The sequence below is a fragment of the Streptomyces pseudovenezuelae genome, from assembly GCF_029892565.1.
Taxonomy (GTDB): domain Bacteria; phylum Actinomycetota; class Actinomycetes; order Streptomycetales; family Streptomycetaceae; genus Streptomyces; species Streptomyces pseudovenezuelae_A.
The window spans coordinates 141214-162617 of sequence record NZ_JARXVH010000020.1 but is presented as its reverse complement, the minus strand read 5'-3'; the positions used below and the strand labels follow the sequence as shown (position 1 = coordinate 162617).

General features: G+C 69.5%; 19 protein-coding genes and 3 pseudogenes. 7 read left to right on the top strand and 15 right to left on the bottom strand.

The genetic code is table 11. The annotated features are described in order from the left end of the window. Positions 1 to 207: 207 nt before the first annotated feature. Both M2283_RS42160 and M2283_RS52055 read right to left on the bottom strand, forming a co-directional pair. Positions 208 to 2814 (bottom strand): LuxR C-terminal-related transcriptional regulator, encoded by a 2607-nt coding sequence (locus M2283_RS42160; protein WP_280881873.1) that lies wholly within the window; start codon positions 2812 to 2814, stop codon positions 208 to 210. 116 nt (positions 2815 to 2930) lie between these two features. Continuing rightward, a pseudogene (locus M2283_RS52055) lies at positions 2931 to 3958 on the bottom strand (IS630 family transposase). A 390-nt stretch (positions 3959 to 4348) separates the two neighbouring features. On the opposite strand from M2283_RS52055, the gene M2283_RS42145 reads away from it, so the two are divergent. Both M2283_RS42145 and M2283_RS42140 read left to right on the top strand, forming a co-directional pair. After that, entirely contained in the window at positions 4349 to 5278 is a 930-nt protein-coding gene (locus tag M2283_RS42145) for an NADP-dependent oxidoreductase (protein ID WP_280881872.1), read from the top strand. A gap of 53 nt (positions 5279 to 5331) precedes the next feature. After that, a complete protein-coding gene (locus M2283_RS42140) occupies positions 5332 to 6150 on the top strand; it encodes an alpha/beta fold hydrolase (RefSeq protein WP_280881871.1) in 819 nt (272 codons plus the stop codon). A 128-nt stretch (positions 6151 to 6278) separates the two neighbouring features. On the opposite strand, the gene M2283_RS42135 is transcribed toward M2283_RS42140, so the two are convergent. After that, positions 6279 to 6644 carry a transposase gene (locus M2283_RS42135; RefSeq protein ID WP_280881870.1) on the bottom strand — a complete coding sequence of 122 codons (366 nt, stop codon included), beginning with the start codon at positions 6642 to 6644 and terminating at the stop codon, positions 6279 to 6281. A gap of 296 nt (positions 6645 to 6940) precedes the next feature. Next, positions 6941 to 7480 carry a YciI family protein gene (locus M2283_RS51760; protein WP_348538961.1) on the bottom strand — a complete coding sequence of 180 codons (540 nt, stop codon included), beginning with the start codon at positions 7478 to 7480 and terminating at the stop codon, positions 6941 to 6943. Positions 7481 to 7557: 77 nt separating this feature from the next. Between M2283_RS51760 and M2283_RS42125 the strand changes: the two genes are divergently transcribed. Then, on the top strand, positions 7558 to 8166 hold the full coding sequence (locus M2283_RS42125) for a YdeI/OmpD-associated family protein (protein WP_280881868.1): 609 nt from the start codon (positions 7558 to 7560) through the stop codon (positions 8164 to 8166). 196 nt (positions 8167 to 8362) lie between these two features. On the opposite strand, the gene M2283_RS42120 is transcribed toward M2283_RS42125, so the two are convergent. The 8 genes from M2283_RS42120 to M2283_RS42085 form a co-directional block, all read right to left on the bottom strand. Next, positions 8363 to 8977, bottom strand: coding sequence for a sigma-70 family RNA polymerase sigma factor (locus M2283_RS42120; protein ID WP_280881867.1), 615 nt, complete (start codon positions 8975 to 8977; stop codon positions 8363 to 8365). A gap of 87 nt (positions 8978 to 9064) precedes the next feature. Further along, the gene (locus M2283_RS42115) at positions 9065 to 9802 is read right to left on the bottom strand and encodes a cupredoxin domain-containing protein (RefSeq protein WP_280881866.1); all 738 of its coding nucleotides are present in this window, start codon (positions 9800 to 9802) and stop codon (positions 9065 to 9067) included. Continuing rightward, positions 9790 to 10314, bottom strand: a complete 525-nt coding sequence (locus M2283_RS42110) for a hypothetical protein (protein WP_280881865.1) — start codon at positions 10312 to 10314, stop codon at positions 9790 to 9792. The genes M2283_RS42115 and M2283_RS42110 overlap by 13 nt, the downstream gene beginning before the upstream one ends. Positions 10315 to 10423: 109 nt before the next feature. Continuing rightward, positions 10424 to 11431, bottom strand: a complete 1008-nt coding sequence (locus tag M2283_RS42105) for a cupredoxin domain-containing protein (RefSeq protein WP_280881864.1) — start codon at positions 11429 to 11431, stop codon at positions 10424 to 10426. Between the two features lie 48 nt (positions 11432 to 11479). Further along, positions 11480 to 12802 (bottom strand): CopD family protein, encoded by a 1323-nt coding sequence (locus M2283_RS42100; RefSeq protein ID WP_280881863.1) that lies wholly within the window; start codon positions 12800 to 12802, stop codon positions 11480 to 11482. Positions 12803 to 13909: 1107 nt separating this feature from the next. Continuing rightward, complete coding sequence (locus M2283_RS42095; protein WP_280881862.1) at positions 13910 to 14401, bottom strand: hypothetical protein; 492 nt, start codon at positions 14399 to 14401, stop codon at positions 13910 to 13912. A gap of 143 nt (positions 14402 to 14544) precedes the next feature. Next, positions 14545 to 14781 (bottom strand): hypothetical protein, encoded by a 237-nt coding sequence (locus M2283_RS42090; RefSeq protein ID WP_280881861.1) that lies wholly within the window; start codon positions 14779 to 14781, stop codon positions 14545 to 14547. Positions 14782 to 14824: 43 nt separating this feature from the next. After that, positions 14825 to 15205: a hypothetical protein gene (locus tag M2283_RS42085; protein ID WP_280881860.1), complete on the bottom strand. Its 381-nt coding sequence runs from the start codon at positions 15203 to 15205 to the stop codon at positions 14825 to 14827. Between the two features lie 9 nt (positions 15206 to 15214). Here M2283_RS42085 and M2283_RS42080 point away from each other — a divergent pair, with 9 nt between their 5' ends. Next, positions 15215 to 15685 carry a hypothetical protein gene (locus tag M2283_RS42080; RefSeq protein ID WP_280881859.1) on the top strand — a complete coding sequence of 157 codons (471 nt, stop codon included), beginning with the start codon at positions 15215 to 15217 and terminating at the stop codon, positions 15683 to 15685. A gap of 205 nt (positions 15686 to 15890) precedes the next feature. Here M2283_RS42080 and M2283_RS42075 read toward each other — a convergent pair whose 3' ends face one another. The 3 genes and pseudogenes from M2283_RS42075 to M2283_RS42060 all read right to left on the bottom strand — a co-directional run bounded on the left by M2283_RS42075 (position 15891) and on the right by M2283_RS42060 (position 19187). Beyond that, positions 15891 to 16826 carry an alpha/beta fold hydrolase gene (locus M2283_RS42075; protein ID WP_280881858.1) on the bottom strand — a complete coding sequence of 312 codons (936 nt, stop codon included), beginning with the start codon at positions 16824 to 16826 and terminating at the stop codon, positions 15891 to 15893. 298 nt (positions 16827 to 17124) lie between these two features. Further along, positions 17125 to 18528 (bottom strand): annotated as a pseudogene (locus M2283_RS42070) (alpha/beta fold hydrolase); the annotation flags it as partial. Between the two features lie 434 nt (positions 18529 to 18962). Next, positions 18963 to 19187 (bottom strand): hypothetical protein, encoded by a 225-nt coding sequence (locus M2283_RS42060; protein WP_280881857.1) that lies wholly within the window; start codon positions 19185 to 19187, stop codon positions 18963 to 18965. 135 nt (positions 19188 to 19322) lie between these two features. On the opposite strand from M2283_RS42060, the gene M2283_RS42055 reads away from it, so the two are divergent. The 3 genes and pseudogenes from M2283_RS42055 to M2283_RS42045 all read left to right on the top strand — a co-directional run bounded on the left by M2283_RS42055 (position 19323) and on the right by M2283_RS42045 (position 21374). Continuing rightward, the gene (locus M2283_RS42055) at positions 19323 to 19667 is read left to right on the top strand and encodes a hypothetical protein (protein ID WP_280881856.1); all 345 of its coding nucleotides are present in this window, start codon (positions 19323 to 19325) and stop codon (positions 19665 to 19667) included. Continuing rightward, positions 19664 to 20451, top strand: a pseudogene (gene istB, locus M2283_RS42050) (IS21-like element helper ATPase IstB). Before M2283_RS42055 ends, istB begins: the two are co-directional and overlap by 4 nt. A 389-nt stretch (positions 20452 to 20840) precedes the next feature. Further along, positions 20841 to 21374: a DinB family protein gene (locus M2283_RS42045; protein ID WP_280881855.1), complete on the top strand. Its 534-nt coding sequence runs from the start codon at positions 20841 to 20843 to the stop codon at positions 21372 to 21374. Positions 21375 to 21404 lie beyond the last annotated feature (30 nt).

Below are 21404 nucleotides of genomic sequence, written 5' to 3'. Positions count from 1 at the left end.
GACATCGATGAGGAATGGAGAACATTCAGACCGCGACCGACCGTGAACGCGCCGCGCGGTTCACGGCCCTGTATGTCCGGGACCACCCACGGGTGTCCGCCTTCCTGCGCCGCCGGATCGGCGACCGGGGCGCGGCGGAGGAGCTGACGGCCGGCACCTTCCTCGGCCCAGTGATCGGGCTCGGTGCCGCAACGGAGATGTCCGAGGCTAGGACCGCAAGGCGTGAGGTGCGAGCAGGCCCAGGTCGCGAGCGCGGGTGACTGTCTCGGCCCGGCGGTGGGTGGCGAGTTTGGCGTACAGGTTGCGCATGTGAGTCTTGACAGTGTTAACCGAGACATGCAATTCGCCCGCGATTTCCGGCGCGGTCAGGTTGGTCGGCAGATAGCGCAGCACGCGCAGTTCGCTGTCGCTCAGCGGCTCGAGCGGCGTTGGGCTCCCTCCAGACAGCGGCGCGGGGGCGTGCCCGGCGAGCAGGCCCCGGATCTCGCCGATCAGGGCCGCATGCGTGGTGCCGCGCCGGGCATGGCGCTCCAGGAGGGCGGGAACCGGATGCAGCACGAAGGCTGAGAGCGCAGTGTCGGGCTCGGCGAGATCGAGCGCCCGCTCCAGTGCGCGGCCGGCGGCATCCGGGTCGCCGAGAGCGTCCCGGGCTGCCGCCTCCAGCGTGAAGGCCAGGGCGAGGAAGCCCTGGACTGGGTTCACGCGGGCGGAGCCGTTCAGGACCGGTGCGAGCGCGACGGTCGCCCCGTGCGGGTCGGCCTGGGCGAGCCGCAGTTCGGCTGTCGCGATGCGCACCTCCCCGTGCTCTCGCTCTCGTTCCTCGAGGTCGGCCAGGGTCTTCTCGGCGCGCTGGGTTTCGCCGAGGCGCACCAGGGTGAGCAGCAGCAATGCCCGCGCCCGCGGAGCCAGCAGGTGCGGCGCGGCCAGAAGCCCAGCTAGCCGTTCGGCGTCCCGCAAAGCGGTCAGTGCGTCGCCGTCCTGACCTCGTACCAGCTCCAAGAACCCGCGGGCGTAACGGACCCCCAGCCCGGCCGCGGGATCGGCCTCCGCGCTGACGATGTGTTCGGCGCGCTGGACCCAGGGCTCAGCCTCCCCGGGCCTTCCCTGCCAGGCGAGCACTGCGCCGAGGATCATGCACGCGATACCTGCCGCCGACTCCTCCGACCAGCCGTGCCGATCGGCCAGCTCGATCGCCTGCCTGCTGAACTCGGCCGCCCGCGCCAACGACCGTGAAGGCTCGATCGCCGCCTGGTGGGCCAGGCCTGTGAACTCAAGAAATGGCCGACCGATCCGGCGCGCCAGCGCGATCCCCTCCGCCAGGTACTCTGCCTGGTTGTGGTGGCCGGTCCAGCCCTGGGCATAGCCAAGGCTGATGAGCGCCAGCGCGCGCAAGTCCTCACCCAAGTAAGGCTGCGCCGCCCCCAAGGCTTCGGCCATGGCCTGCAGCCGCTGCGCCGCCTCGGCCTCAGCCGGCGGGTTCCCGCGCTGGCGGGCTGCCAGCAGCCCGACGACCCCTGACAAGAGCTCCAGCTGGCCGCGCTCAGGCTCCAGCAGCGTCTGCGTACCCCGCTCGGCCAGGCGCAGCAACCGCTCGGCCGCCTCCAGCGACCCCCGGGCCAGCTCATCACCTGCGGCCGCCGCCGCCAGCCCGGCATCCGTCGTAAGCAGGCCGGTCGGGAACCCGGCGAGCAGTTCGTGCACGGCACTGGCCCGTCCGTCCAGGTAGAGGCTGGACCAGTGCTCGGCAAGCAGCCGGGCGGCCAGGGACCAGTCCCGCGCCGCCTGGGCATGCCGGACCGCCTCCGCCGGGTATCCGTGCCCGGCAAGCCATCCGGCGGCGGCCCGGTGCAGATCGGGGACCTCGCCCGGCGCGGCGCGCCGCAACTCCATCTGCAACAGCCCGGCGAACATCTGGTGATAGCGGAACTCCGAACGCGCAGCGTCCAGTGACACGACGAACACGTTCGCCTGTTCCAGATCCTGCAGCACCCGCTCCCCGCCCTCGCCCCCGGCCAGCAGGTCGGCCAGCTCCCCGTTGACTCGCTCCAGGATGGAAGTCCGTAGCAGCAGCCACCGCACCGGGTCGGGCTGCCGATCCAGCACCTCGGCCATCAGGTACTCCGCCACCGTCCGGTCGGTGCCGGAGAACTCCGCCGCGAACCGCGACGGATCGGGGTGCCCGGCCGCCGCCAACGCGGCCAGCCGCAGCCCCGCCACCCACCCTTCGGTCCGCTCGTGCAACACCGCCACCGCCGGCCCGGGCAGCTCAACCCCGGCCGCGGCGAGCAGTTCCTGCGTCTCGTTCAGGCTGAAGCGCAGATCACCCGCCCGGATCTCGGCCAGGTCCCCCTCCAGCCGCAGCCGGTGCAGCCCCAGCCGCACGTCATGCCGCGCGGCCAGGACGAACCGCAGCCTGTGCGGGGCGCGCATGATCAGCAGCTCCAGTTGCCGCAGCGTGTCCGGAGCCAGCTCATGCACGTCATCAACCACCAGCCACAACTGCTCCTCCAGCGACGCCAGATCCTTCAGCAGCCGCTCCGTGATCGCCCACCCGTCCAGGTCCGGCGCCGCCGTCAACGCCCGCACCAGCGCCGCCCCTGGGCGTGTTTGGCGAAGCGCGCCGAGCACGGACAGCCAGAATCCCTGCGGATCCCGCTCATCCCGCCCCGCTGCCACCCACGCAGCGCACTCCTCCAGGCCCGTCTGGCTCATCCAGGAACGCAGCAACACGGTCTTGCCGCTGCCAGGCGGCGCCGACACCAGCGTCACCCGGGCCGGCCCGCTCAGCCGCCCCAACAGCTCTGGACGGGCCACAACCCCTCCCGCACCAAGACGGGCGGCCCGCACCGGCCCGGCATCTGCTCCCTCGCCAGTTCCCACACCCGGAATCATCCCACGGCGCCTTGGTCAGGCCGGCGACGCATTCACACCTACTGAGCTCTTCGGGTTGTTGCCGGCTGGTGGGTGAGCATGAGTCCGGTGCCAGTGAGGCGGCCGTCGATGAGGTCGGGGCGGAGCTGGATATGACGCAGGCCCCGGCGGAGGGCGCGTTCGAGATGTTCGTCGTCGGTGAAGGCGACGTTGGCCAGCGGACCGCGCCGTAACAACGGCCAGACGCGCTCCGCCGGGTTCACGTCCGGTGCACAAGAGGGCAGTTGGACGCGGCCGCGTACTCACGCACCCCGACCGCCCGGTCGGTGTTGAGATTATCCCAGACCAGCACGATGGGAGCTTGGAGCTGGATGTGGGCGCGGACGACCAAGTCTCGGTTGTCGCTCCAGGCGAAGGTGTTACGTCCTTTACCCCGATGCTTGCGGCGGCGGCGCGGCCGGTAGATCAACCGGGAGGTCTCGCCGGGCCGGTAACAGCGCATCACCGCGATCGACCAGCAGCGCCAGGAGCGGCCCCGCACCCGCACCACCGGCGTGTGGCCACGCCGGCCCCAGGTGCGGGCGCACGGCGGCGTCATCGAGAACTCGGCCTCGTCCTCGAAGGCGATATAGGCCCAGCGCCGCCGCAGTCATTCCAGGTGCGGCCACACGTCCTTCTTCCACAGGCCCACCGCCTGCTCGTTGCGCCCGAGGGGCGGGACACGGCCAGGACCAGCCGTGCCGCAGCAGCCGCCACACCCCCGACGACGAGCAGTCCAGTCGGAACGTCCGGGCGATCAGCTCTCTGATCCGGACCAGAGTCCACCGCTGGTCCTACCAGCCATGCACGGCCAGCCCCAGCGCCAGTTCCTTCTCCAATTCGGCGAACCGCTCCTCGGACAGACTGGGCAGTTTCGGTGGCCCCGCGGAGGCGAGCGCGCCCCCTCCCGCCAGGCACGACGCCAGCGTTCAACCGACCGCTCACTCACCCGAGCCTTCGCGAACACCGCGGTTCTCTCACGACAAGCGAACCGCTCGCCTGCCTCCTACCTGATCCGTTCGCGTAATCGCCGCCTCTCGGCGGTCAGTCCGCCATCCTGCGCGTACCGAACACCACCGGCCTACCGCAGAGTCACCACCCGTCACCACCCCGACATCAAACCGAAGAGGTCAGTAACAGACGATCCCTGCCCGCCCAGCAGCGGCACCCGCCAGTCTGGATCGCTGCCTTCAGCATCGCCGGCACGGTCAGCAACGAGCCGCACCACTGTCGCCACCGCCCGGGCAAGCCGATGTGATTCCCGCAGCGGGCAGGCCCGGGGTCAAGCCGGTCGCGCCGGTGGCTTCGCGGCGCGGCTGGCTGATTGCCCCGCTCAGCTTGTGCCGGGCACGATCAATCACACCAATCAGGTGACACCCGCTCACACGGCTGGTCTCTAGCGTTCGGTCGTAGGCAAAAACGTGAGGAGACCACGAATATGAAGGCAGTGCAGTACAACCAGTACGGCGGCGTTGACGTCCTGCAGGTAGAGGACGTCCCGTCCCCGTCACCCGGCACCGGCCAGGCGCTGGTGCGAGTCAAGACGGCAGGCCTCAACCCCGGCGAGGCTCACACCCGGGAAGGCCACATGCAGGCGGTGTATTCCGTGACGTTCCCGACGGGGCAGGGCCACGACCTGGCCGGGATAGTGGTGTCGGTGGGCGAGGGCGTCACCGAGGTCGCCGCCGGCGATGAGGTGATCGGCTGGGTGGATCCGCTGTCGAGCCAGGCGCAGTACGTGGTCGCGGAGGCGGACCACCTGATCCCGAAGCCCGCCGGCGTGACGTGGGAAGCCGCAGGCGCGCTCGCGTCCGCGGGGTTCACCGCTTGGGCGGCCGTCCGTGCCGTGGAGCCGGCCCCAGGGGACACCGTGATCGTGGCGGGGGCGGCCGGCGGAGTCGGCTCGATCGCGGTCCAGCTCGCCGTACGGGCCGGGGCGAGGGTGATCGGCCTGGCGAGCGAGCACAACCACGACTGGCTGACCGCGCACGGCGTGACCCCGGTGAGCTACGGACCGGGCGTGGCCGACCGGATCCGGGCAGCGGCGGCGTACGGCAGGGTCGACGCCTTCATCGACACTCAGGGCGCGGACTACGTCGAGATTGCGCTCGACGACCTGGGCGTCGCACCCGGGCGGTTCAACACGATCGTACGGTTCGACGCGGTGCAGACGCACGGCGTCAAGTTCGAGGGGTACGAGGCCGGCGTCAGCTCCGGCGCTGCGGTGCTCGCGGAGCTGGCCGGCCTGATCACCGCCGGCGACCTGGAGATCCCGATCACCGCGACCTACCCGCTGGACGAGGTCCGCAAGGCCTTCGATCACCTTGAGGGCGGCCACGTCCGCGGCAAGATCGTCCTGGTTCCCTGACCGCCCGCAGAACTCCCCATTCCGCAGTCAGCGCACACCACGAAGGAAAAACCATGCAGGTCGACAGCGGTGGCATCAAGCTGAACGTCGAACTCTACGGGCCAGAAGAAGGGAAACCGGTCTTGCTGTTGCACGGTTTCCCGGACACCGGCCGCGTGTGGTCCAAGCAGATAGCGCCACTCACCGAGGCAGGCCTCCGACTGATCGTCCCTGACCAGCGAGGCTACGGCCGTTCGGACAAGCCCAGCGACATCGAGGCGTACAAGATTGCCACTCTCGCCGCCGACCCGGTCGCCATCCTCGACCAGCTGGGCCTGGAGAAGGCGGCGGTCGTCGGGCACGACTGGGGCGCGAACGTGGCGTGGAGCATGGCCACGTTCGCCCCGCAGCGCGTTGACCGGCTGGCAGTGCTTTCCGTCGGCCACCCCTCGGTGCGCCGGCCCGGCGACATCCTGGAGCGGCAGAGGACCTGGTACATGCTGCTCTTCGCGTTCGAGGAGATCGCTGAGCGCTGGCTGTCCGACAACGAATGGACGAACTTCCGAAACTTGTTCCAACACCCCGACGCCGACGCCGTGATCGCCGATCTGGAAGCCAGCGAGTCCCTCACCCCGGCCATCAACTGGTACCGGGCCAACTTCCACCCCAGGGTCCTCATCCAGTCGCCCCCCGAGCTGCCCAAGATCACCGTGCCCACGATGGGGATATGGGGTTCAGCCGACTTCAACGCCGGCGACGAACGAATGACCGCCTCCCGCGAGTTCATCGCCGCTCCCTGGCGCTACGAACGGCTCAACGGACCAGGCCACTGGCCGCAGTGGGAAGCCCCCGATGAGGTCAACCGGCATCTCCTGGACTTCCTCACCGCATGATGTCCTTGTCAAGCCGTACTCGCTCCCGGGAGTCCACGCTGAGAGCGATTTCCGTCACGAATGAGAGTCCGCAGGACGCTGACGCATCGGCGGGCCAGAGCGAGCACGGCCTGAGCTGAGTGTGCCGTTCACCTTCGGCCCGTGTGCCCTCGCAGCAGCGGCGAGACTCCTCGCAGTTGCGGATGCTGATAAGCGCCGAGGTGGAGAACGCGTTGGAACCCACGGCGACAGCGCCGAGGGCGGTGCAGGTTGCCGCTGATGGTGCCGGAGCCTCGAGGAACCCGCGCGAGGCCGGCATAGCTGGCCAGCCGGTCGGCACCACCGAACCGGGTCATGTCGCTGGCGCCGGCGGCCAGGAACTCCGCGCCGAGCAGCGGTCCGACAACGGGCAGGCTGGCGATCAAGTCTGCCAGTTCGTGGTCGCAAAACCGGGCCGCGATGAGCTCGTCTCTCACGGCGATCTGCTGGTTGAGGGCGACAAGTTCGTCGGCCATCACATGGATCGTTTGCGCGCGATGACCGGTTCGCCGGGATGCCGGTGTTCTGGTTGGCCGCGACCTGCCAGACGTCATCGGCCAGCGCTTCGGCGCCGCGCACCTTCCGGTTGGCCAGCCAGGTCCGCAGCCGGGCCCGGCCGATGCGGCGGATCGCTGCCGGGGTCTGATAGCCGGGCAGCGACACCCACGGACCAGCGTTGTCCAGGTCCAGGACTCCAGCCCGGAAAGGCGTCGGTAATCCGGCGCGCAGCCGGTTGATCTTCCGAGTGCGGCTGCGGCGGGTTGGCGGTCGATCACCCAAGGGTGGCTTTACCGGTGAACAGGCTGAGGGTGAGTCGGACGGTTCCTTCGTTCAGCATCCAGCCGTGCACCTTGTTGATGCGGAGGCCCTCGCGATGGCACGGTTCTGCCTCGGCGATGGCGGTTGCCGCGGCCATGGACGGTGCCCTGATGATGGCGGTGCCGCTGCCGTCCCACTGGTCGATCTGGTCGCCGTCGATGTTGGCGCCCGAGAGGAACAAGACACCGTTCTTTTCCTGGGCCGCGAGCCAGAGGAGGTGTTCCCGGAGGTGCGGGGCCAGGTAGCCATTGATGAGTCCACCGGGTGCGGCATGGTGATTTGGATCATGTAAAACTGTGTACCGCTCAGGTTCTGCATGAGCTCTTCGAGGGTGCGCGGGTCCGCCGTGGGGTCGGGCAGGCCCTGGCCCTCTCGTCGGCCGTGACCAGGTGGGCCCTGCGTCCCCCGTCGGCCAGCCGCTCAACCCGCGCGACGGACACCCCGTCGAGGTCGAGCAGCGTCGTATCGTTGACCAAGCCCGTGGCTCCTGCATGATCGTTCTGCGTCGAGAACAGAGATGATCACGCAGGCCCACGGGCATCCCGCATCCGGGGCCGTGCCGAATGCCTCATGGCAATCGGCCGGGTGTGGTTCGCTGCTGGGGTGACTCAGGACGTGGAGATCGTCGCATTCGAATCCGCCGAGGCATTCCAGGCCTGGCTCGGCGAGAACCACGCCGTCTCGCCCGGCATCTGGCTCAAGCTTCGCAAGAAGGGCCCCGGAATCGCCGCGCTGGACTACACCCAGGCGCTCGACGCGGCACTCTGCTACGGCTGGATCGACGGCCAGAAGGCAAAGCTCGACGACCAGTGGTGGCTCCAGCGGTTCACCCCGCGCAAGCCGCTCAGCAAGTGGTCCAAGGCCAACCGGGACAAGGTGGCCGCCCTGATCGAGCAGGGCCGTATGCATCCGCCGGGACAGGCCGAGGTCGACCGCGCCAAGGCAGACGGCCGCTGGGAAGCGGCCTACGACGGCGCGAAGACCGCCACGGTGCCGGACGACCTCACGGCGGCCCTGACCGCCGACCCGGCCGCGGCGGAGTTCTTCGAGACACTGGACCGGCAGAACCGCTACGCGATCCTGTACCGGATCCAGGACGCCAAGAAGGCCGAGACCCGGGCGCGCCGGATCGAAAAGTACGTAGCGATGCTTGCGAAGGGCGAGAAGCTGCACCCGTAGTCACGGAGAGGGACCGCGGCCGTGTGCTGCCTTGTGCTCCCGGCGCGCCTGCGGCCCCGGCGGCAGCCACCAACTGCCGTCGCTGAGCGTAACGAAACGTCAGAAGCCCTGAGCAGGCACACCGCTCAAGATCGAAGACCCTCGCTGGTCCATCCGGGCCTTGCCGTGTCTGCGGTCCTTGGCCTTGCTGATCTCCTCATCGCCGATCGGGCAGGGCACTCCCCACGGCGCCCGCGGGTTCGGGACTCTCGGCGTCGTGCAGCAGGCAGATCAGGGCGCTGCGTGCGCGAGCCACCCGTGAGCGGACCGTGCCCACGGGGCAGCCGCTCACAAGCGCCGCCTCGGCGTAGGAGAGTCCCAGCAGCTGGGTGAGGACGAACGCCTCGCGGCGTTCGTCGGGGAGGCCGGCCAGCAGATCGGTGAGAGCGACTCCGTCGTCGAAACCGGGCAGCCCGCGCGGCTGGGCGCGTTCGACGGCGCGCTGCCAGTCGCCGGTGTCCGACAGCCGATACCGTGAAGCGCGCTGGCGCAGGCTGTCGGCCACCACGCGCCGTGCGATGGACAGCAGCCAGCTGCGGGCCGACGACCGTCCCTCGAAACGGTGCAAGCTGCCCAGCGCACGCAGGAACGTGTCCTGGGTCAGATCCTCGGCCACCTGAGGGTCCGCGCCGAGGTAGGTGACGTAGCGGCGGACGTCGCGCTGCAGAGCGCGAACGAAATGTTCGACAGCCCTCGGGTCACCGCCGCGGGCGGCGAGTGTCCAGGCCGTTGTCGACTCGTCGTGCGAGGCGGGCAGGGCGGGAGTGATCACCTGATGTCCTTCTCCGTGTGATCCGGGATCTGGACCTGAGCGCGCGCGGGAGGGTCCGGCGGATGTGGGTGCAGCCGCACGCGCTGATCAGGTCTTGTCCGCGTTGCCGTCATCCGCTGTGGAAATGGCTGAAGAGTGCGCGGAGCGGGAGCCGACGAGCAGCAGGCACAGCACCGCGACGCCCGCGACCACGCCGGCGAGCAGGAGGAGCGGATCGAGGGGGCGGGTGCTGGAGGTGGTCTCCTGCGTGGCGGTGACGGGCTGCTGCGCCGGGGCCGCGGAGGAGGGGGACGCGGCGTGCGTCGTCGCGGGGGCGGCGGCCTCGTGGGTGTGGTCGGCGTGGCCGGCCGCCGCGGTGGTGCGGGCAGACGGGGTGGCGGGTTGTGCGGCTGCGGGGGCCGATGCGGCGGGCTGGTGCTGGGTCGGGTGGACGGTGGGGGTGGGGGTGGGGGTGGGGGTGGGGGTGGGGGCGGCCGCCGCCTTGACGACGAGCACGGCGGTCATGCCGGGGTGCACCGTGCACTCGTAGCCGTATGTCCCCGGTGTGGTGAACGTGTGGCTGAAGGTGGCGCCCTTGTTCAGCATCGCGGACTGGACGGAGGCGGGGCCGGAGGTGGTCTTGACGTTGTGCGGGGCCTGGTCCTCGTTGACCCACGTGACGGTGTCGCCAGCAGTGATGGTCAGGGAGCGGGGGCTGAACGCGTAGCCGGACATGACGACTTGGTGCGTGGTGGCCGCTTGTGCCGTGGCGGCGGGCAGGACGAGGGCGGCGGCGGTCAGGAGCAGGCCGCTCAGGAGGGCGCGCAGGGCGGTCAGGCGGGGCATGTGAACTCCGCGGCGACGAGCAGACGGAGGCGGTCTGCGGGGCGGATGCGGGACAGGGTGAAGCCCGTGGTGCGGCGCAATGGGCCGTAGGGCACGTGGAGGGTGCCGAGGACGAGGAGCAGGTCGTCGGTGCGTTCGACGACCCGCAGGGTCAGGGTGGCTGGGACGGAGGGGACGGTCGGGTCGCCGGTGGCGAGTTCGCCCGTGACGCGCAGGCGCGAGCCTCCGGCTTCGGGTTCGAGGGTGGTGCTGACGAAGGTGAGTTCGTCACCGCCCAGTGCGTCGCCGGTGAGTTTCAGGCCCAGGGCGCAGTCATCGGCAGCCTGCGCGACGGTCAGCGTGGCGTCGTCCGCGGTAAGGCGGCGGCGCAGGGTGACCAACGGGCCGAACCGGGCGGTGAGTTCGACGATGCAGCGGTCGACGGCGGCCGTGTAGGTGCCGGAGCGCGGGAGCCACGCAGGCCCCTCGGGCACGGGCGGGAGGACGGCGGTGGGACGTGTTTCGGTGGTCATGGCGCGTACCTCGGTGCACGAGGGGGGACGGGGCGGGGACAATCACGACGGTGGCCGGGCCGGCCGACTGCGACTCGGCCGGCCCGGCCACCGCCTTTCGGGATCCCGCTCAGCAGGACGTGGTGAGGTAGTTCGTGGTCGGGGCGAGAAGGTGCTCGGCCCAGACGGTGTGCATCTTGACGTAGGCGTCGGGGTTGAGGAGGTCGGAGACCTGCTGGCCTAGCGACTCCTCCAGGTGGGCGGAGTTGATGTGCTGCAGCAGGACGGTGAGGGTGTCGTCGAGGGTCGCGCCGCCGCCGTTGACGGCCGGGGTGAGGATCGACTCGATCCACACGGTGTGCATCTTGATGTAGCTGTCGAGGTTCAGTGCATCCTGGACCTGCTGGCCCGGGGACTCCTCCAGGTGGGCGGAGTTGATGTGCTGCAGGATCGGCAGCAGGACCTGCTGGACGCTGCGGCACTGGTCGGTGCCGCCGCCGTCACCGCCGGTGGAACCGCCCGAGCCCGTGCCGCCGCTGGAGCCGCCCGTCGAGCCACCGGTGGAGCCGCCGGTACTGCCACCGGTCGAACCGCCCGTGGAGCCGCCCGTGGAGCCGCCGGTACTGCCACCGGTCGAACCGCCCGTGCTGCCCCCGGAGCCGTCATCCACCACGGTGATCGACGCCGTCATGTCAGGGTGCACGGCGCAGTAGTACTGGTACGTCCCGGCCTTGGTGAAGGTGTACGACCAGCTGTCGCCCTTCTGCAGGTTTCCCGAGTCGAACTTCGCAGGACCGCTGGTGGTGGTGACCGTGTGCGGAGCGGTGTCCTCGTTGATCCACTTCACGGTCTGGCCGACCTTCACGGTCAGCTTCGGCGTCGCGAACTTGTAGCCCGTGATCTTGATCGTGTAGTCGGCCGCCTTGGCCGCGGCGGGCTGCGCCATGGTCATGGAGTGGGCGTCCGCCGCCGGCGCGGCCGTCTGCGGAGCCGCGGCTCCGGCGGACGCCTGCAGCAGGCTGAGGCAAGCGACCGCGGCGATACCGGCGCCCACACCGGTGGCCAGCAGTGCACGGTTGCCCACCCGGGAACGCGGGTGGTCCTGCGGCGGGGCCGCGGGGGTGTCGTCAGTGCGCATAGTGATACGTCTCCGTTGTGAGATGAGAGGGGTGGGACGGATTGCGGGTCAGCGCCCGGGGGCGGCCGTGACCAGCACACTCGTCGCGGCGAGGACGACGAGGACGAGCCCCGTCTCGGCCGCGACCGAGTAGACGAAGGGCCGTACGGTGGCGCGGTCACCGCGCAGCAGTACGGCGATGTCGAGCCGGGTACGCACCCAGCTCCGACTGCGCTGCGCGATGACCAACACCCCGGCCAGCAGCGCGAGTTTGACCAGCAGCAACTGCCCGTAGTCAGTGGAGAAGAGGGCACCGAAGGAGCCGACCACCTGCCAGGCCAGGACCGCTCCGGCCACCGCGATCGCCGCGACGGACACCCCCGCGAGGGCGGAGTAACCGGTGACCGCTGCCGACAGCTCCGCCGGACGGCGCCGCGGCAGCACGCCGAGCAGCAGGAAGGTGAGTCCGCCCAGCCACAGAGAGACGCCGAGCAGATGCACCAGATCGGCGACCGCGCCCCAGCCCGGATGAGTGCCCTCGGCGTTGTGGCCCGCCATACCGGTCGTCCGTAGCAGTCCCAGGCACACCACGCCCGCGCCGACCCGCCAGCCCGGCGACCGCGCGGCCCGCTCGCCGCCCTGCAGCAGCGCGGCCAGCACGACGGCCGCCAGCACCCACAGCAGCGCCCGGGAGGCCAGCACAATCCCGACCTCGCTGCCCAACAGGTCCGTGTACGTGGACAGATGAACCACGTCACCGAGCGAACCCATGGCCCCATACGCGCCCTGCAAGCCAGCACCCACCACGGTCGCGAGGAGCCCGCACACCCAGGAGCCAGCCAGGATCCGACGGCTCCTTCGGTCCTCGCTCCCCTGCGGCCACAGCATCGCGAGGAAACCGAGCCCGCCCACGAAAAGCGAGAGCGCGAGATAGCCCACCCAGCGGGAGACGGCCCACACGCCGCGCACGGTCTCGGAGGGTACGGCCATCCCGGCGCCAGCATCGGCATGCGCAGCGGACGCTCCGGTGTCACCGGCGCCGATACGGAAGGACAGCGCGCCGGACGTCGGGTGGCCGTCCTCCATGTCAAGCACATGCCAATCCAGCACCAGCCGCCCCTGGTCGGCCGCCGGAGGACGAACGGTCACGGCACCGCGCCCCCCACGGTCCGCGCGCGCCACAGCCAACTGCTTCCCACCTGATGTGACGTGTACATCAGCGAGGTCCACGGCTTCGCTGAAGACGAGGGTCACACTGCGCGGGGCCTGTTTCAGATAAGCGCCGTCCTTGGGCGAGGACGAGTCCAGCTCGGTGTGAGCGAACGCCGTGGGGGCACCGAACAGCAGCGCCAGCAGGACGAGAAGCCCCGTGCACAAAGCGCGAGTTCTCACGGATTCACCCCCGCAAGAAGGGATGGCGAGGGGGCCACACCGACGCATACGGCGCCGGAGTCGCCCGGTGACGAAGCGGACGGCGAAGGAGAAGGCGACGGAGAACCACCGGCCAGAAGTCCATCCAGCAGTCCAGTCACCGAACCGACCACCCCGCTCAACAACGGCTGCACGAGATGAACTTGACCGTCCTCACACGGCTTGGTGGGGCTGGGAGACGGCGCCGGCGAGCCTGGAGAGGAGGGGGAAGGAGATGGGGACGACCCGCCGCCGGGGCCGGCTTCACCCCCGTTGCCGCCGCTTCCGCCGATTCCACCAGGCAGGCCGGTGTCGGCTCCGCCGTTTCCGGTGGGCACGTCAGCCACCGGCAGTACACCCGAACTGTCCGACGCCCCGGCCCCTGTGCCACCGGGGGGAATGGCGGACTCGGCGGGGCCGGAGCTGCTCCGTGCGGACGGCACTGTCGGGGCCTGGGCAGCCGGCGGGGCCGCGCTGTCCAGCGCCTGAGGAGCCGGAGCACCGATGCCCGAGGCGTAGCCGAGGACGACGATCACCGCCGCGGCGAGCGCACCCGCGACGAATTCGTCCCGGTGATCTCCTGGCCAGGACGCCCCGGCGAAGAAGGACATGACCCCTCCTGACAACTACGTATGGACTGCGACGTCAAGGAGTGCACCGACGCAAGGATTCCCTACGAATACACGTCAGTTAATGAGCCGTTTCGTTGCCTCATTTCTGCACCACCCACCTCTGTGAGAACGGGCCACCTCGGCCCGAATACACGCATTACCCCTTATGGAGGAAGAGTGAATTCGAACACTCTCGCCACCCTTTCTTCACCAAACTTGCTCGAATGAATATTTCGGGGAATTCGAAAGACCCGGATGCCGGGCGCGAGCACATCTACGCTCCCCGCGAATTGGACTCGGCGTGCGCCGAGTACTACAAGCCACAGACCTTGAGGTTGTGATCGGTTCTGCTCGAGTTGTCGCCAGGGGCATAGGCGGGTGGGCAGGAGGTCGCCGCGCCGGTTGTCGGTGGCCCGGGTCTGATGCAGGGCTCGCCAGCGGTGCTGCTGGAGGTGGTAGGCGTCGCTGTGGTGGGTGATCAGGGCGGCGGCCGCGAGGAGCGCGGCGAGGGCCGTGATCCCCTCGGGGAGGCGTACACCGCGTCACAGCCGTCCCCGGCAAGGGCCTCCCCGTCCGGAGCGGAGCGATGCAGGAGCGGGAACGTGACCTCCGGTAGCGGGTACTCCCGGACGAGTTGGTCAAGGTTTGCTCGGGTGCTGATCCGGTAGATGCGGGCCCCGGACAGCGGTCCGAGGGTGACGATCCGGTCGTAGGGCGACCTGTCGGGGTGGAGGTACCCCTTCTCACGGAAGTCGTCGCTCTGCAGGCACCAGTCGGTCCAGGCCGTGCCCGTGGGAGCGCCGGTGTCATCCCGCGCGGCGATCGGTGAGCACCAGAGGCCGCCGGCAGGCCGGTCCATACGGTCGTCGTGGACACGCGGGAAAGTCCGCAGGTCGGGCAGGAGCGATCCGGCAGGGAACGCGTACGCGATGGGCGGGAATGACTGGGGATCGAGGGTGCTCAGCTTCACGTGGCCGTTCCGAGACGAGGCGGCAGACGGGAGATACGCCTCCCAGTCAGTCCCCGGATCGTCCGGTGGCGCCCACCGCAAGCACGTCCTCTCCGTGAGGTCCCCATCCGGCTGGTGACGGTGCATCGAGCCGCCACTGGCCTTCACAGGTCAAATCGCCAGTACGTGGTGAAGCGCTCCAGAACCAGCTCGGCGTCGATCTCGTCGGTCCACACCCCGTCGAGCCACATAGGGACGGTGTCGAGACGCTCGCAGACCACGACGCTCTCCAGCTGGTGCGTCAGGTAGCAGCGGCTTTCGTCCGCGAGGGTCCCGCCCGGCCCGTACCGGGCGTACAACTTCGCCAGGCGCTCCCGCTTGGCCTCGGCGAAGGCTTCCAACTGCCGTACGCAGCCAGCCGTTCTGCTGCTCGGCGCTGACGTACTACAGAACGACAGCGAGGATCTCCTCGGGCAGGGCACGGTTGAAGCCGGTGTAGCCGGTCAAGGACACGAAGAGCCGATCGGCCGCCTCCACTACCCGGTGCACCTGCTCCTCCCCCACCGCGTCGACCGCCGTGGACGAGCGGCGCGATGGCACGCTCGAAACAGCTGGCAGCGGTTTCGCCGCAGCGGCCGCGCGGGCCTGACGCACCGTGCGGTCGGTGATGTGGGTGAGCCAGCTCGCCGCCGCCTGGACGGCACCGAACCAGCCCCGGCCGAACTCGTCACTGCTGCCGGCAGCCGCCCGCGTGTCCAGCTCGACGACTTCGACATGCGCGCCTTCCACCGTGCCGGCCTCGATCAGCGCCAGGAGATGCTGCACCTCCCCCGGATGAACGAAGCGTCCTGGCGGGCCCATGACCTGCTCCGGGCCTATCCCGCACGCGACCGCGCCGCGATTATCGAGCATCTCGCGCATCTGGAGGACGACCAGCTGGAGTTCGCCAGGGGCGTGTCCGCGAACTTCTACGACGACACCCTGTCGATGCTCCGGGACACCGGCCGCCCGTGGATCCTGGCCTCCCTCGTGCGGGAGGTCGACGCGGTGGCCCGCTTCGCACCGACGGAGCACGAGTTCACGGTCACCACGACCGCCCGCCGCCTGGCCCGGGGCGAGGTGACGATGCGGGAACTGATCGGCGGGTCACTGGAGGTCCGCGACCGCATCCACACCGTGGCCGTCTACACCCTCGCCCTCCTCCTGGTCTCCTTCAGCCGCAAGCGGGTCCAGCAGATGCTCGACAAGGCCGCGGACATGACCGAGGCGGTCGGCGGACACCCACGGCCGTACTGCGTCGTGTAAGTGGCGGTGCGAGAACCTCCGGACAGGGCCAGGGACAACCCGAACCTTGCTCGGCCGCCACAACCTCACCGCCGGCGCACTGTGACCGCTGCAGAACGAGGGTGGCCGGTTGGACGGCGTGCATGCCGTCCAACCGACCACTTACTTACTTGCTTGGTACCGGGTGGTCCGCACCTGGTCTGCAAGACCGCCGGCGTCCTTGGGGTCAGTGCTGTGCGGCGAACCCGTCTTCGATCGCCTTGAGTACGAGGTCGGGGCGTTCCGTCGGCACCTCGTGGGAGGTGCCCTTGGCCGTGACGAGCGTCCGGTTGGGCGCTTCCTTGACGAATGAGGCGGCCGCATCACGCCAGCGTTGGGCGTCCGGGGGAGAGCCTGCGAACGGAGTCTTCTCCGAGACCATGACCGTTGCGGGCACTGAGGTGGGCCACACCACCTTGTGGAAGGCCTGGTGCGCTTCGGCGAAGCCCTCCGCGGTGGAGATGAGCTGGCGGTTAGCCGGCTTCTCGGGGTCCTTCTTCGCTGCGTCGACGTCCGGCTCGGTCGCGGCGACGAGGCGGGGGATTTCCTCGTCGGTGAAGAACTGAGGGAGGTTGGCGTCGACCAGCACCGCGCCGGAGAGCATCTCCGGATCGTCCTGGACGAGGTTGTTCGCGATCTCGCCGGCCTGGGAGTGGGCCACCAGGGTGACGTCCTTGGTGATGCCCAACTGCTTGAGGCCCGCCTTGAGGTCACTGACGGCGCTCTGGACTTTCCACGCGCCGGGCACCACGTCGCTCTTGCCGAGGCCGGCCCGGTCGTAGGTGATGACGGTGGCGCCGGTGGCCGCGTGAACCTTGGGGGCGATGTCCTTCCACTGCGAGGAGTCCTCACCGCCGCCCGAGTCCAGGACGATGGTGGAACCGCTGCCTTGTATGGCGTAGAAGGCCAGGCGGTGACCGTCGTTGTCGACCATGTGCAGCTTCGCCTCGGCCGCCTTGCCGGTCCCCGCAGAAGCGGACGGGATCGCGGACGTAGAGGCCGAGGAGCTGGACGAGGAATCGTTGCTGCTGCACGCCGTGGCGGCGCCGGCAGCCAGGGTCAGCACGGCGAGAGACGACAGCACGCGGTACATGGACCGGTGCCTGCGGGGGGTGCGGGACATGAGTGATCCTTCGAGAGCAGAGGGTACGCCGTGTCTGTCCAATCATTCGAGATCGCGGCAGCTCGCACGATCCGGCTGGCATGTCTGTTGGTGGTGGCGCTGAGACCAGTGAGTGGGTTGGGGTTATCCCCCCGGGAGCGGCCGCTGAGACTGTGAATTATGTGGACCTGCTGGTCACCGGGCTCACGCGCGCGTCCAGGAGGCTGGGCAGGTGGACGGCTCTCCTGGCAGTGACCGAGGGGAGGCGGCACCGTTATACGCGACCCACCGCAACCTCAAGTTCGGCTGCGGCGCGGCCTCCCTGCTCCGGTCCGTGCAGCAGGGCGAGCGCGGTCGAGCAGTGTGCCACGTCGAGATCGGCGGGGCCCCACGAGGTCTCGACCCAGTCCACGACACCGGTGATCCGCAGCCCTGGCCCGGCTCCCGTGAAGAGCACGTTCCCGGGGTGGAAGTCGCGGTACAGAAAGCGGCCGTCGTACGGCGGCGGGTCGCGGCGGATCACGTCCACGGCTCGCTCCCACAGGGCGCCGTCCGGGGTGCGGACGCGCTCCGCGGAGGTCCACGCCTGGTACGTACGCGGTCTTTCGTCTGGTACCACCTCGTGGACGCGGACGAGTTGGGCCGCGAGCAGATCCAGGCGCCGGTCGAGGTCGTCCCCGTCCACGCGGACCCGGCCCGGCAGCGCGGACATCAAAAGGGTGGGGTGGTCGCAGTGTTCGGCCGTGGCGTCCACAGCGGCCAATCCGGGAGCCGGGATGCCTTCCTGTTCGGCGAGCAGCGCCAGGACGGACGCCTCGCGGGCCAGCAGTCCGGGCCCGTAATGGCGGAAGAACGGCTTCACGAAGGTCCGTTGCACCAGGGCCGTGCCGTCGTCGAGCGACAGCCGGCGCATCTGGGAACTCCAACCACCGTACAGAAGGCGCGCGTCGGTGACCGCGTGGCCGTCGCCGAGCTGCTTGGCCGCCTATGCCCGCGTGGCCGTCCAGCCACGGTCGTGGAGGCCGGTCAGCACCGCCTCCACGAACTCCCGCCGGTCGTCGCCGTGTTCGCGGAACCACATTCCCACCTGGTGCTGCGCGTCCGGAAGTTCGAACCGCGTGTACTGGGCGCGCGCGGCCAGCGCGTCCTGTACGGACTCGATCACCGCAGGCGGAATCACCGCGTCGGTGCCCGGCACGGCGAGCACCGCCCGGCCCTCGTACGCCCGCAGCACCTCAAGCGCGGGCGCCTCCCGCCAGCTGTCCGGCTGCCGGATGATCTCGCTGAACCGACCGTTCCCGTCCCCGAAGGGCACGTCCCACGCCTCGGCCGTGTACACGGCGGGCGCGCACAGTCCCAGCGCCGCCACGCGATCCCCGTAGTGTCGGGCGAGATCGGCCACCGTCTGGCCGCTCATGCTGAATCCCACAAGGGTCAGGGGCCTGTCGGCCCCTGCGTATGCGTCGATCACCGCGACGGCCTGCTCGAACCGCCGCCGCAGGCTCAACTCGGCGAGCTTTCCCGTACTTTCGCCGTGCCCGGTGAAGTCGAAGGCGATCCCGCGACAGCCGTGGGCCACGAACTCCCGTACCAGCGGCAGCAGTCGCTCCGTGCTGCTGGCGCCCGCGCCATGCAGCACCACAGCGGTGACCCCGGAAGGATCACCGCCATATACACCGCTGAGCCGTTCACCGGCGTGGTCGTGCGTGAAGTCGAAGAGCATGCCCCCTATTCACTCACGCTGTGGCCATCATCTGTCGGGAGTGTCACCGCCGATGTCCCGGTCGTTATCCGTTCGGGGATGGGGCGGTTGAGATGCCGACGGCGACAGGGGCTCGGTGCGAAAGGCGGGCCGCGTCGGCCTGATTGGTACGGACGAAGGTCAGGGTGAGATCGATGCCCTCGATCTCACTGAGCCACTGCTCCTCCTCCGCTCGCTTGCGACGGAGGATCAGGTCCTTCCGCAGCGGCGTCCGAATGCCTCGTGGATCTCCTCGACACTGCCAGAATCCCGCACGTCCGGCCACGCACGCGGGGCCGCGCGCACCAGCTCGACGAGTTCCAGGACCTCGCGCCGCGCCTCTGCCGGCAGCTCAACTGGGGTGCGTCGGTCGACGGCGTGGATCGGCAATATGCCGCGCCTCAATGTCCCCAGAGTCAACCCCCGTAGGATTTCCGGAGCCGACCACTAAGCCGTCCGGCCAGGCGTTCGAGCAGCCGGTTGCCGCACGGTTGTTGCAGCGCCTTCCAGTGGGTTGCGACCAGCTCGACGAGCTGCGGGTGGGGGCCGCAGAGATGGTCGTCAAATTCGACGGAAGCGGGTCGGCCGCTGTTGCGCTCGACGACGCCTTCCAGAAGGGCGACGTCGCCGAGCAGGAGCATGACTACCCAGGCGGTCGTCGTCGGTCGTCGCCCGTGTTCAGGTCGTAGGAGCCCTGCACCAGGCCCGCTCCGAGGGCACCTTCACCGCCGCCCATGAGGCGTTCTGGGCCATGGCCAAGCAACAGCTCGGCGAGAGTGACGGCACGGCAGCCCTGGTCAGGATCCTGCTGCTGCACCGCCATCAGCAGCACGCCGACGTGCTCGCGGGGATTCGGCGCCGCCGTCGCGCTGGGCACCTGCAGCGAGGACGTGGTCGCGCTGGAGGCCCGCAAGACCGCCCAGGCGGCCGGCCGGGCGCCCACCGTCACCGCTGCGGCGCCGTCCCCGTACCGGACGGAACGGCCGGACCCGGAGCTGCCGCAGGTCAGCCACCTCACCTCGCGCCGTCTGGCCTGGACCCTGCCCGAGGACGCCCGCCCCCTGCCCCGCCTGGAGCAGTGGGACGAACTGCTCCACCTTCACCGCAAGGAGTCGCCATGACCGCCGCCCATCACGCGCTCACCGCACAGGCATCCGACGCCGCAATCGACACCGCCTGCCGCATGATGAGGCTGCCCACTATGCGGGCCCAGGCCACCGACACCATCGCCCGCGCCGAACGCGAAGGGCTCTCCTACGCCGGATTCCTCGCCGAACTGCTGCTGGCCGAGTGCGAGGACCGCGACCGCCGCCGGGCCGAACGCCGCATCCGGGCCGCCCACTCCCCCGGGAGAAGTCCCTGCGCGACTTCGACTACAGCGCGAATCCCAACGTCGACCCGGCGGTCATCCACAGCCTCGCCACCTGCGAGTGGATCACCAAGGACTACCCGCTGTGTCTGATCGAGGATTCCGGCACTGGCAAGTCCCACCTGCTGATCGGCCTGGGCATGGCGGCCGCCATGGCCGGCTAACGCGTCCGCTACACCGCCGCCGCCGCTTTGGTGAACGAGCTGGTCGAAGCCGCCGACGACAAGCAGCTCGGCAAGACCATCGCCCGCTACGGGCGCGTCGACCTCCTCGAAATCGACGAACTCGGCTACCTCGAACTCGACCGCCGCGACGCCGAGATGCTCTTCCAGGTTCTTACTGAGCGTGAGGAGAAGAGCCGCATCGTCATCGCTTCTAACGAGGCGTTCACGGGCTGGAGCAAGACCTTCACCGATCCGCGACTCTGCGCGGCGATCGTGGACCGGCTCACCTTCAACGCCACGTTGATCGAGACCGGCACGGAGTCCTACCGCCTGGCCCACACCAAAGCGAACAAGAGCCATGGCACGAAATAGCCCAGGCCCGGCAGCCGCCACGGGGTGTCAGTCCTCATCGAGCTCAAGCAGGGAGAACCCGCCGCCTTGGCAGTTACCGCAGACCGCCCCGTCCCTGTCTCCGCTGCCATGGCACTCGGGGCACAGGCCGTCGTGCCAGGTTGTCCCGTCCAGGGCATGATGCGGGCGCGGGTAATGCGTATCGGGGAGCAGGCATTCAACTTGGGTGCGAGCGTGACGGCGGCCGCACAAGTCCTTGCCGAATCGGCGATGTTGACTCTGCTGCATGATCGCCTTCCGCCATCAGATCACCGAAACCCTACGTCCTGCCCGGATACTGCTGGCAGGCAGATTACCTTCCCCCTCAACGGCCGATTGATCGTGTTCACCCGCGTCGCTACGTTCGAGGAATGCATAGGTCTCCGGAACCGGTGCCCGCACTTCTCGACGGCCCGGGAGTCGACGCCTCCGACGCCCGCGAACTCCTCCTTGGCTACCTGGAGTGGTACCGCGAGGCGCTGCTGCGGAAGATCTCTGGCCTGTCCGACGAGCAGCTGCGCACGCCGGTCGAGCCGCTGGGCTGGTCGCCGCTCGGCCTGGTCCAGCACCTGGGCTGGGTCGAACGCCGGTGGATGCGTTGGGGGTTCGCCGCCGAAGACGTTGTCGCCTACCCGGCCGCCGACGACCAAACCGAATGGACCATCCCCCAGGACAAGCCCATCGAAGAGGTCATGGCCGCCTACCGCGAGGAGGTGAGCACGACGAACTCCCTCGCAGCGGGCGCTGCCCTGACCGACCGGGCCCGCCTCGGGGGCCGTTTCCCGACGTCAGACCAGGCCCCCTCCCTCGGACGGATCCTGTTCCACCTGCTCCAGGAATACGCACGCCACGTCGGCCACCTCGACGTCGCCCGCGAACTGATCGACGGAGAGACAGGCGAGTAGCCCACCCGCCAGAAACTGCTGGCGCAATAC

Coding starts and splice junctions, on each gene's coding strand:
- M2283_RS42105 (WP_280881864.1), bottom strand. CDS start 11,431: ATGCGCACTGACGACACCCCCGCGGCCCCGCCGCAGGACCACCCGCGT.
- M2283_RS42145 (WP_280881872.1), top strand. CDS start 4,349: ATGAAGGCAGTGCAGTACAACCAGTACGGCGGCGTTGACGTCCTGCAG.
- M2283_RS42075 (WP_280881858.1), bottom strand. CDS start 16,826: ATGTCCCGCACCCCCCGCAGGCACCGGTCCATGTACCGCGTGCTGTCG.
- M2283_RS42080 (WP_280881859.1), top strand. CDS start 15,215: ATGAACGAAGCGTCCTGGCGGGCCCATGACCTGCTCCGGGCCTATCCC.
- M2283_RS42110 (WP_280881865.1), bottom strand. CDS start 10,314: ATGACCACCGAAACACGTCCCACCGCCGTCCTCCCGCCCGTGCCCGAG.
- M2283_RS42045 (WP_280881855.1), top strand. CDS start 20,841: ATGCATAGGTCTCCGGAACCGGTGCCCGCACTTCTCGACGGCCCGGGA.
- M2283_RS42140 (WP_280881871.1), top strand. CDS start 5,332: ATGCAGGTCGACAGCGGTGGCATCAAGCTGAACGTCGAACTCTACGGG.
- M2283_RS42135 (WP_280881870.1), bottom strand. CDS start 6,644: ATGGCCGACGAACTTGTCGCCCTCAACCAGCAGATCGCCGTGAGAGAC.
- M2283_RS51760 (WP_348538961.1), bottom strand. CDS start 7,480: ATGCAGGAGCCACGGGCTTGGTCAACGATACGACGCTGCTCGACCTCG.
- M2283_RS42115 (WP_280881866.1), bottom strand. CDS start 9,802: ATGCCCCGCCTGACCGCCCTGCGCGCCCTCCTGAGCGGCCTGCTCCTG.
- M2283_RS42060 (WP_280881857.1), bottom strand. CDS start 19,187: ATGCTCCTGCTCGGCGACGTCGCCCTTCTGGAAGGCGTCGTCGAGCGC.
- M2283_RS42125 (WP_280881868.1), top strand. CDS start 7,558: ATGGCAATCGGCCGGGTGTGGTTCGCTGCTGGGGTGACTCAGGACGTG.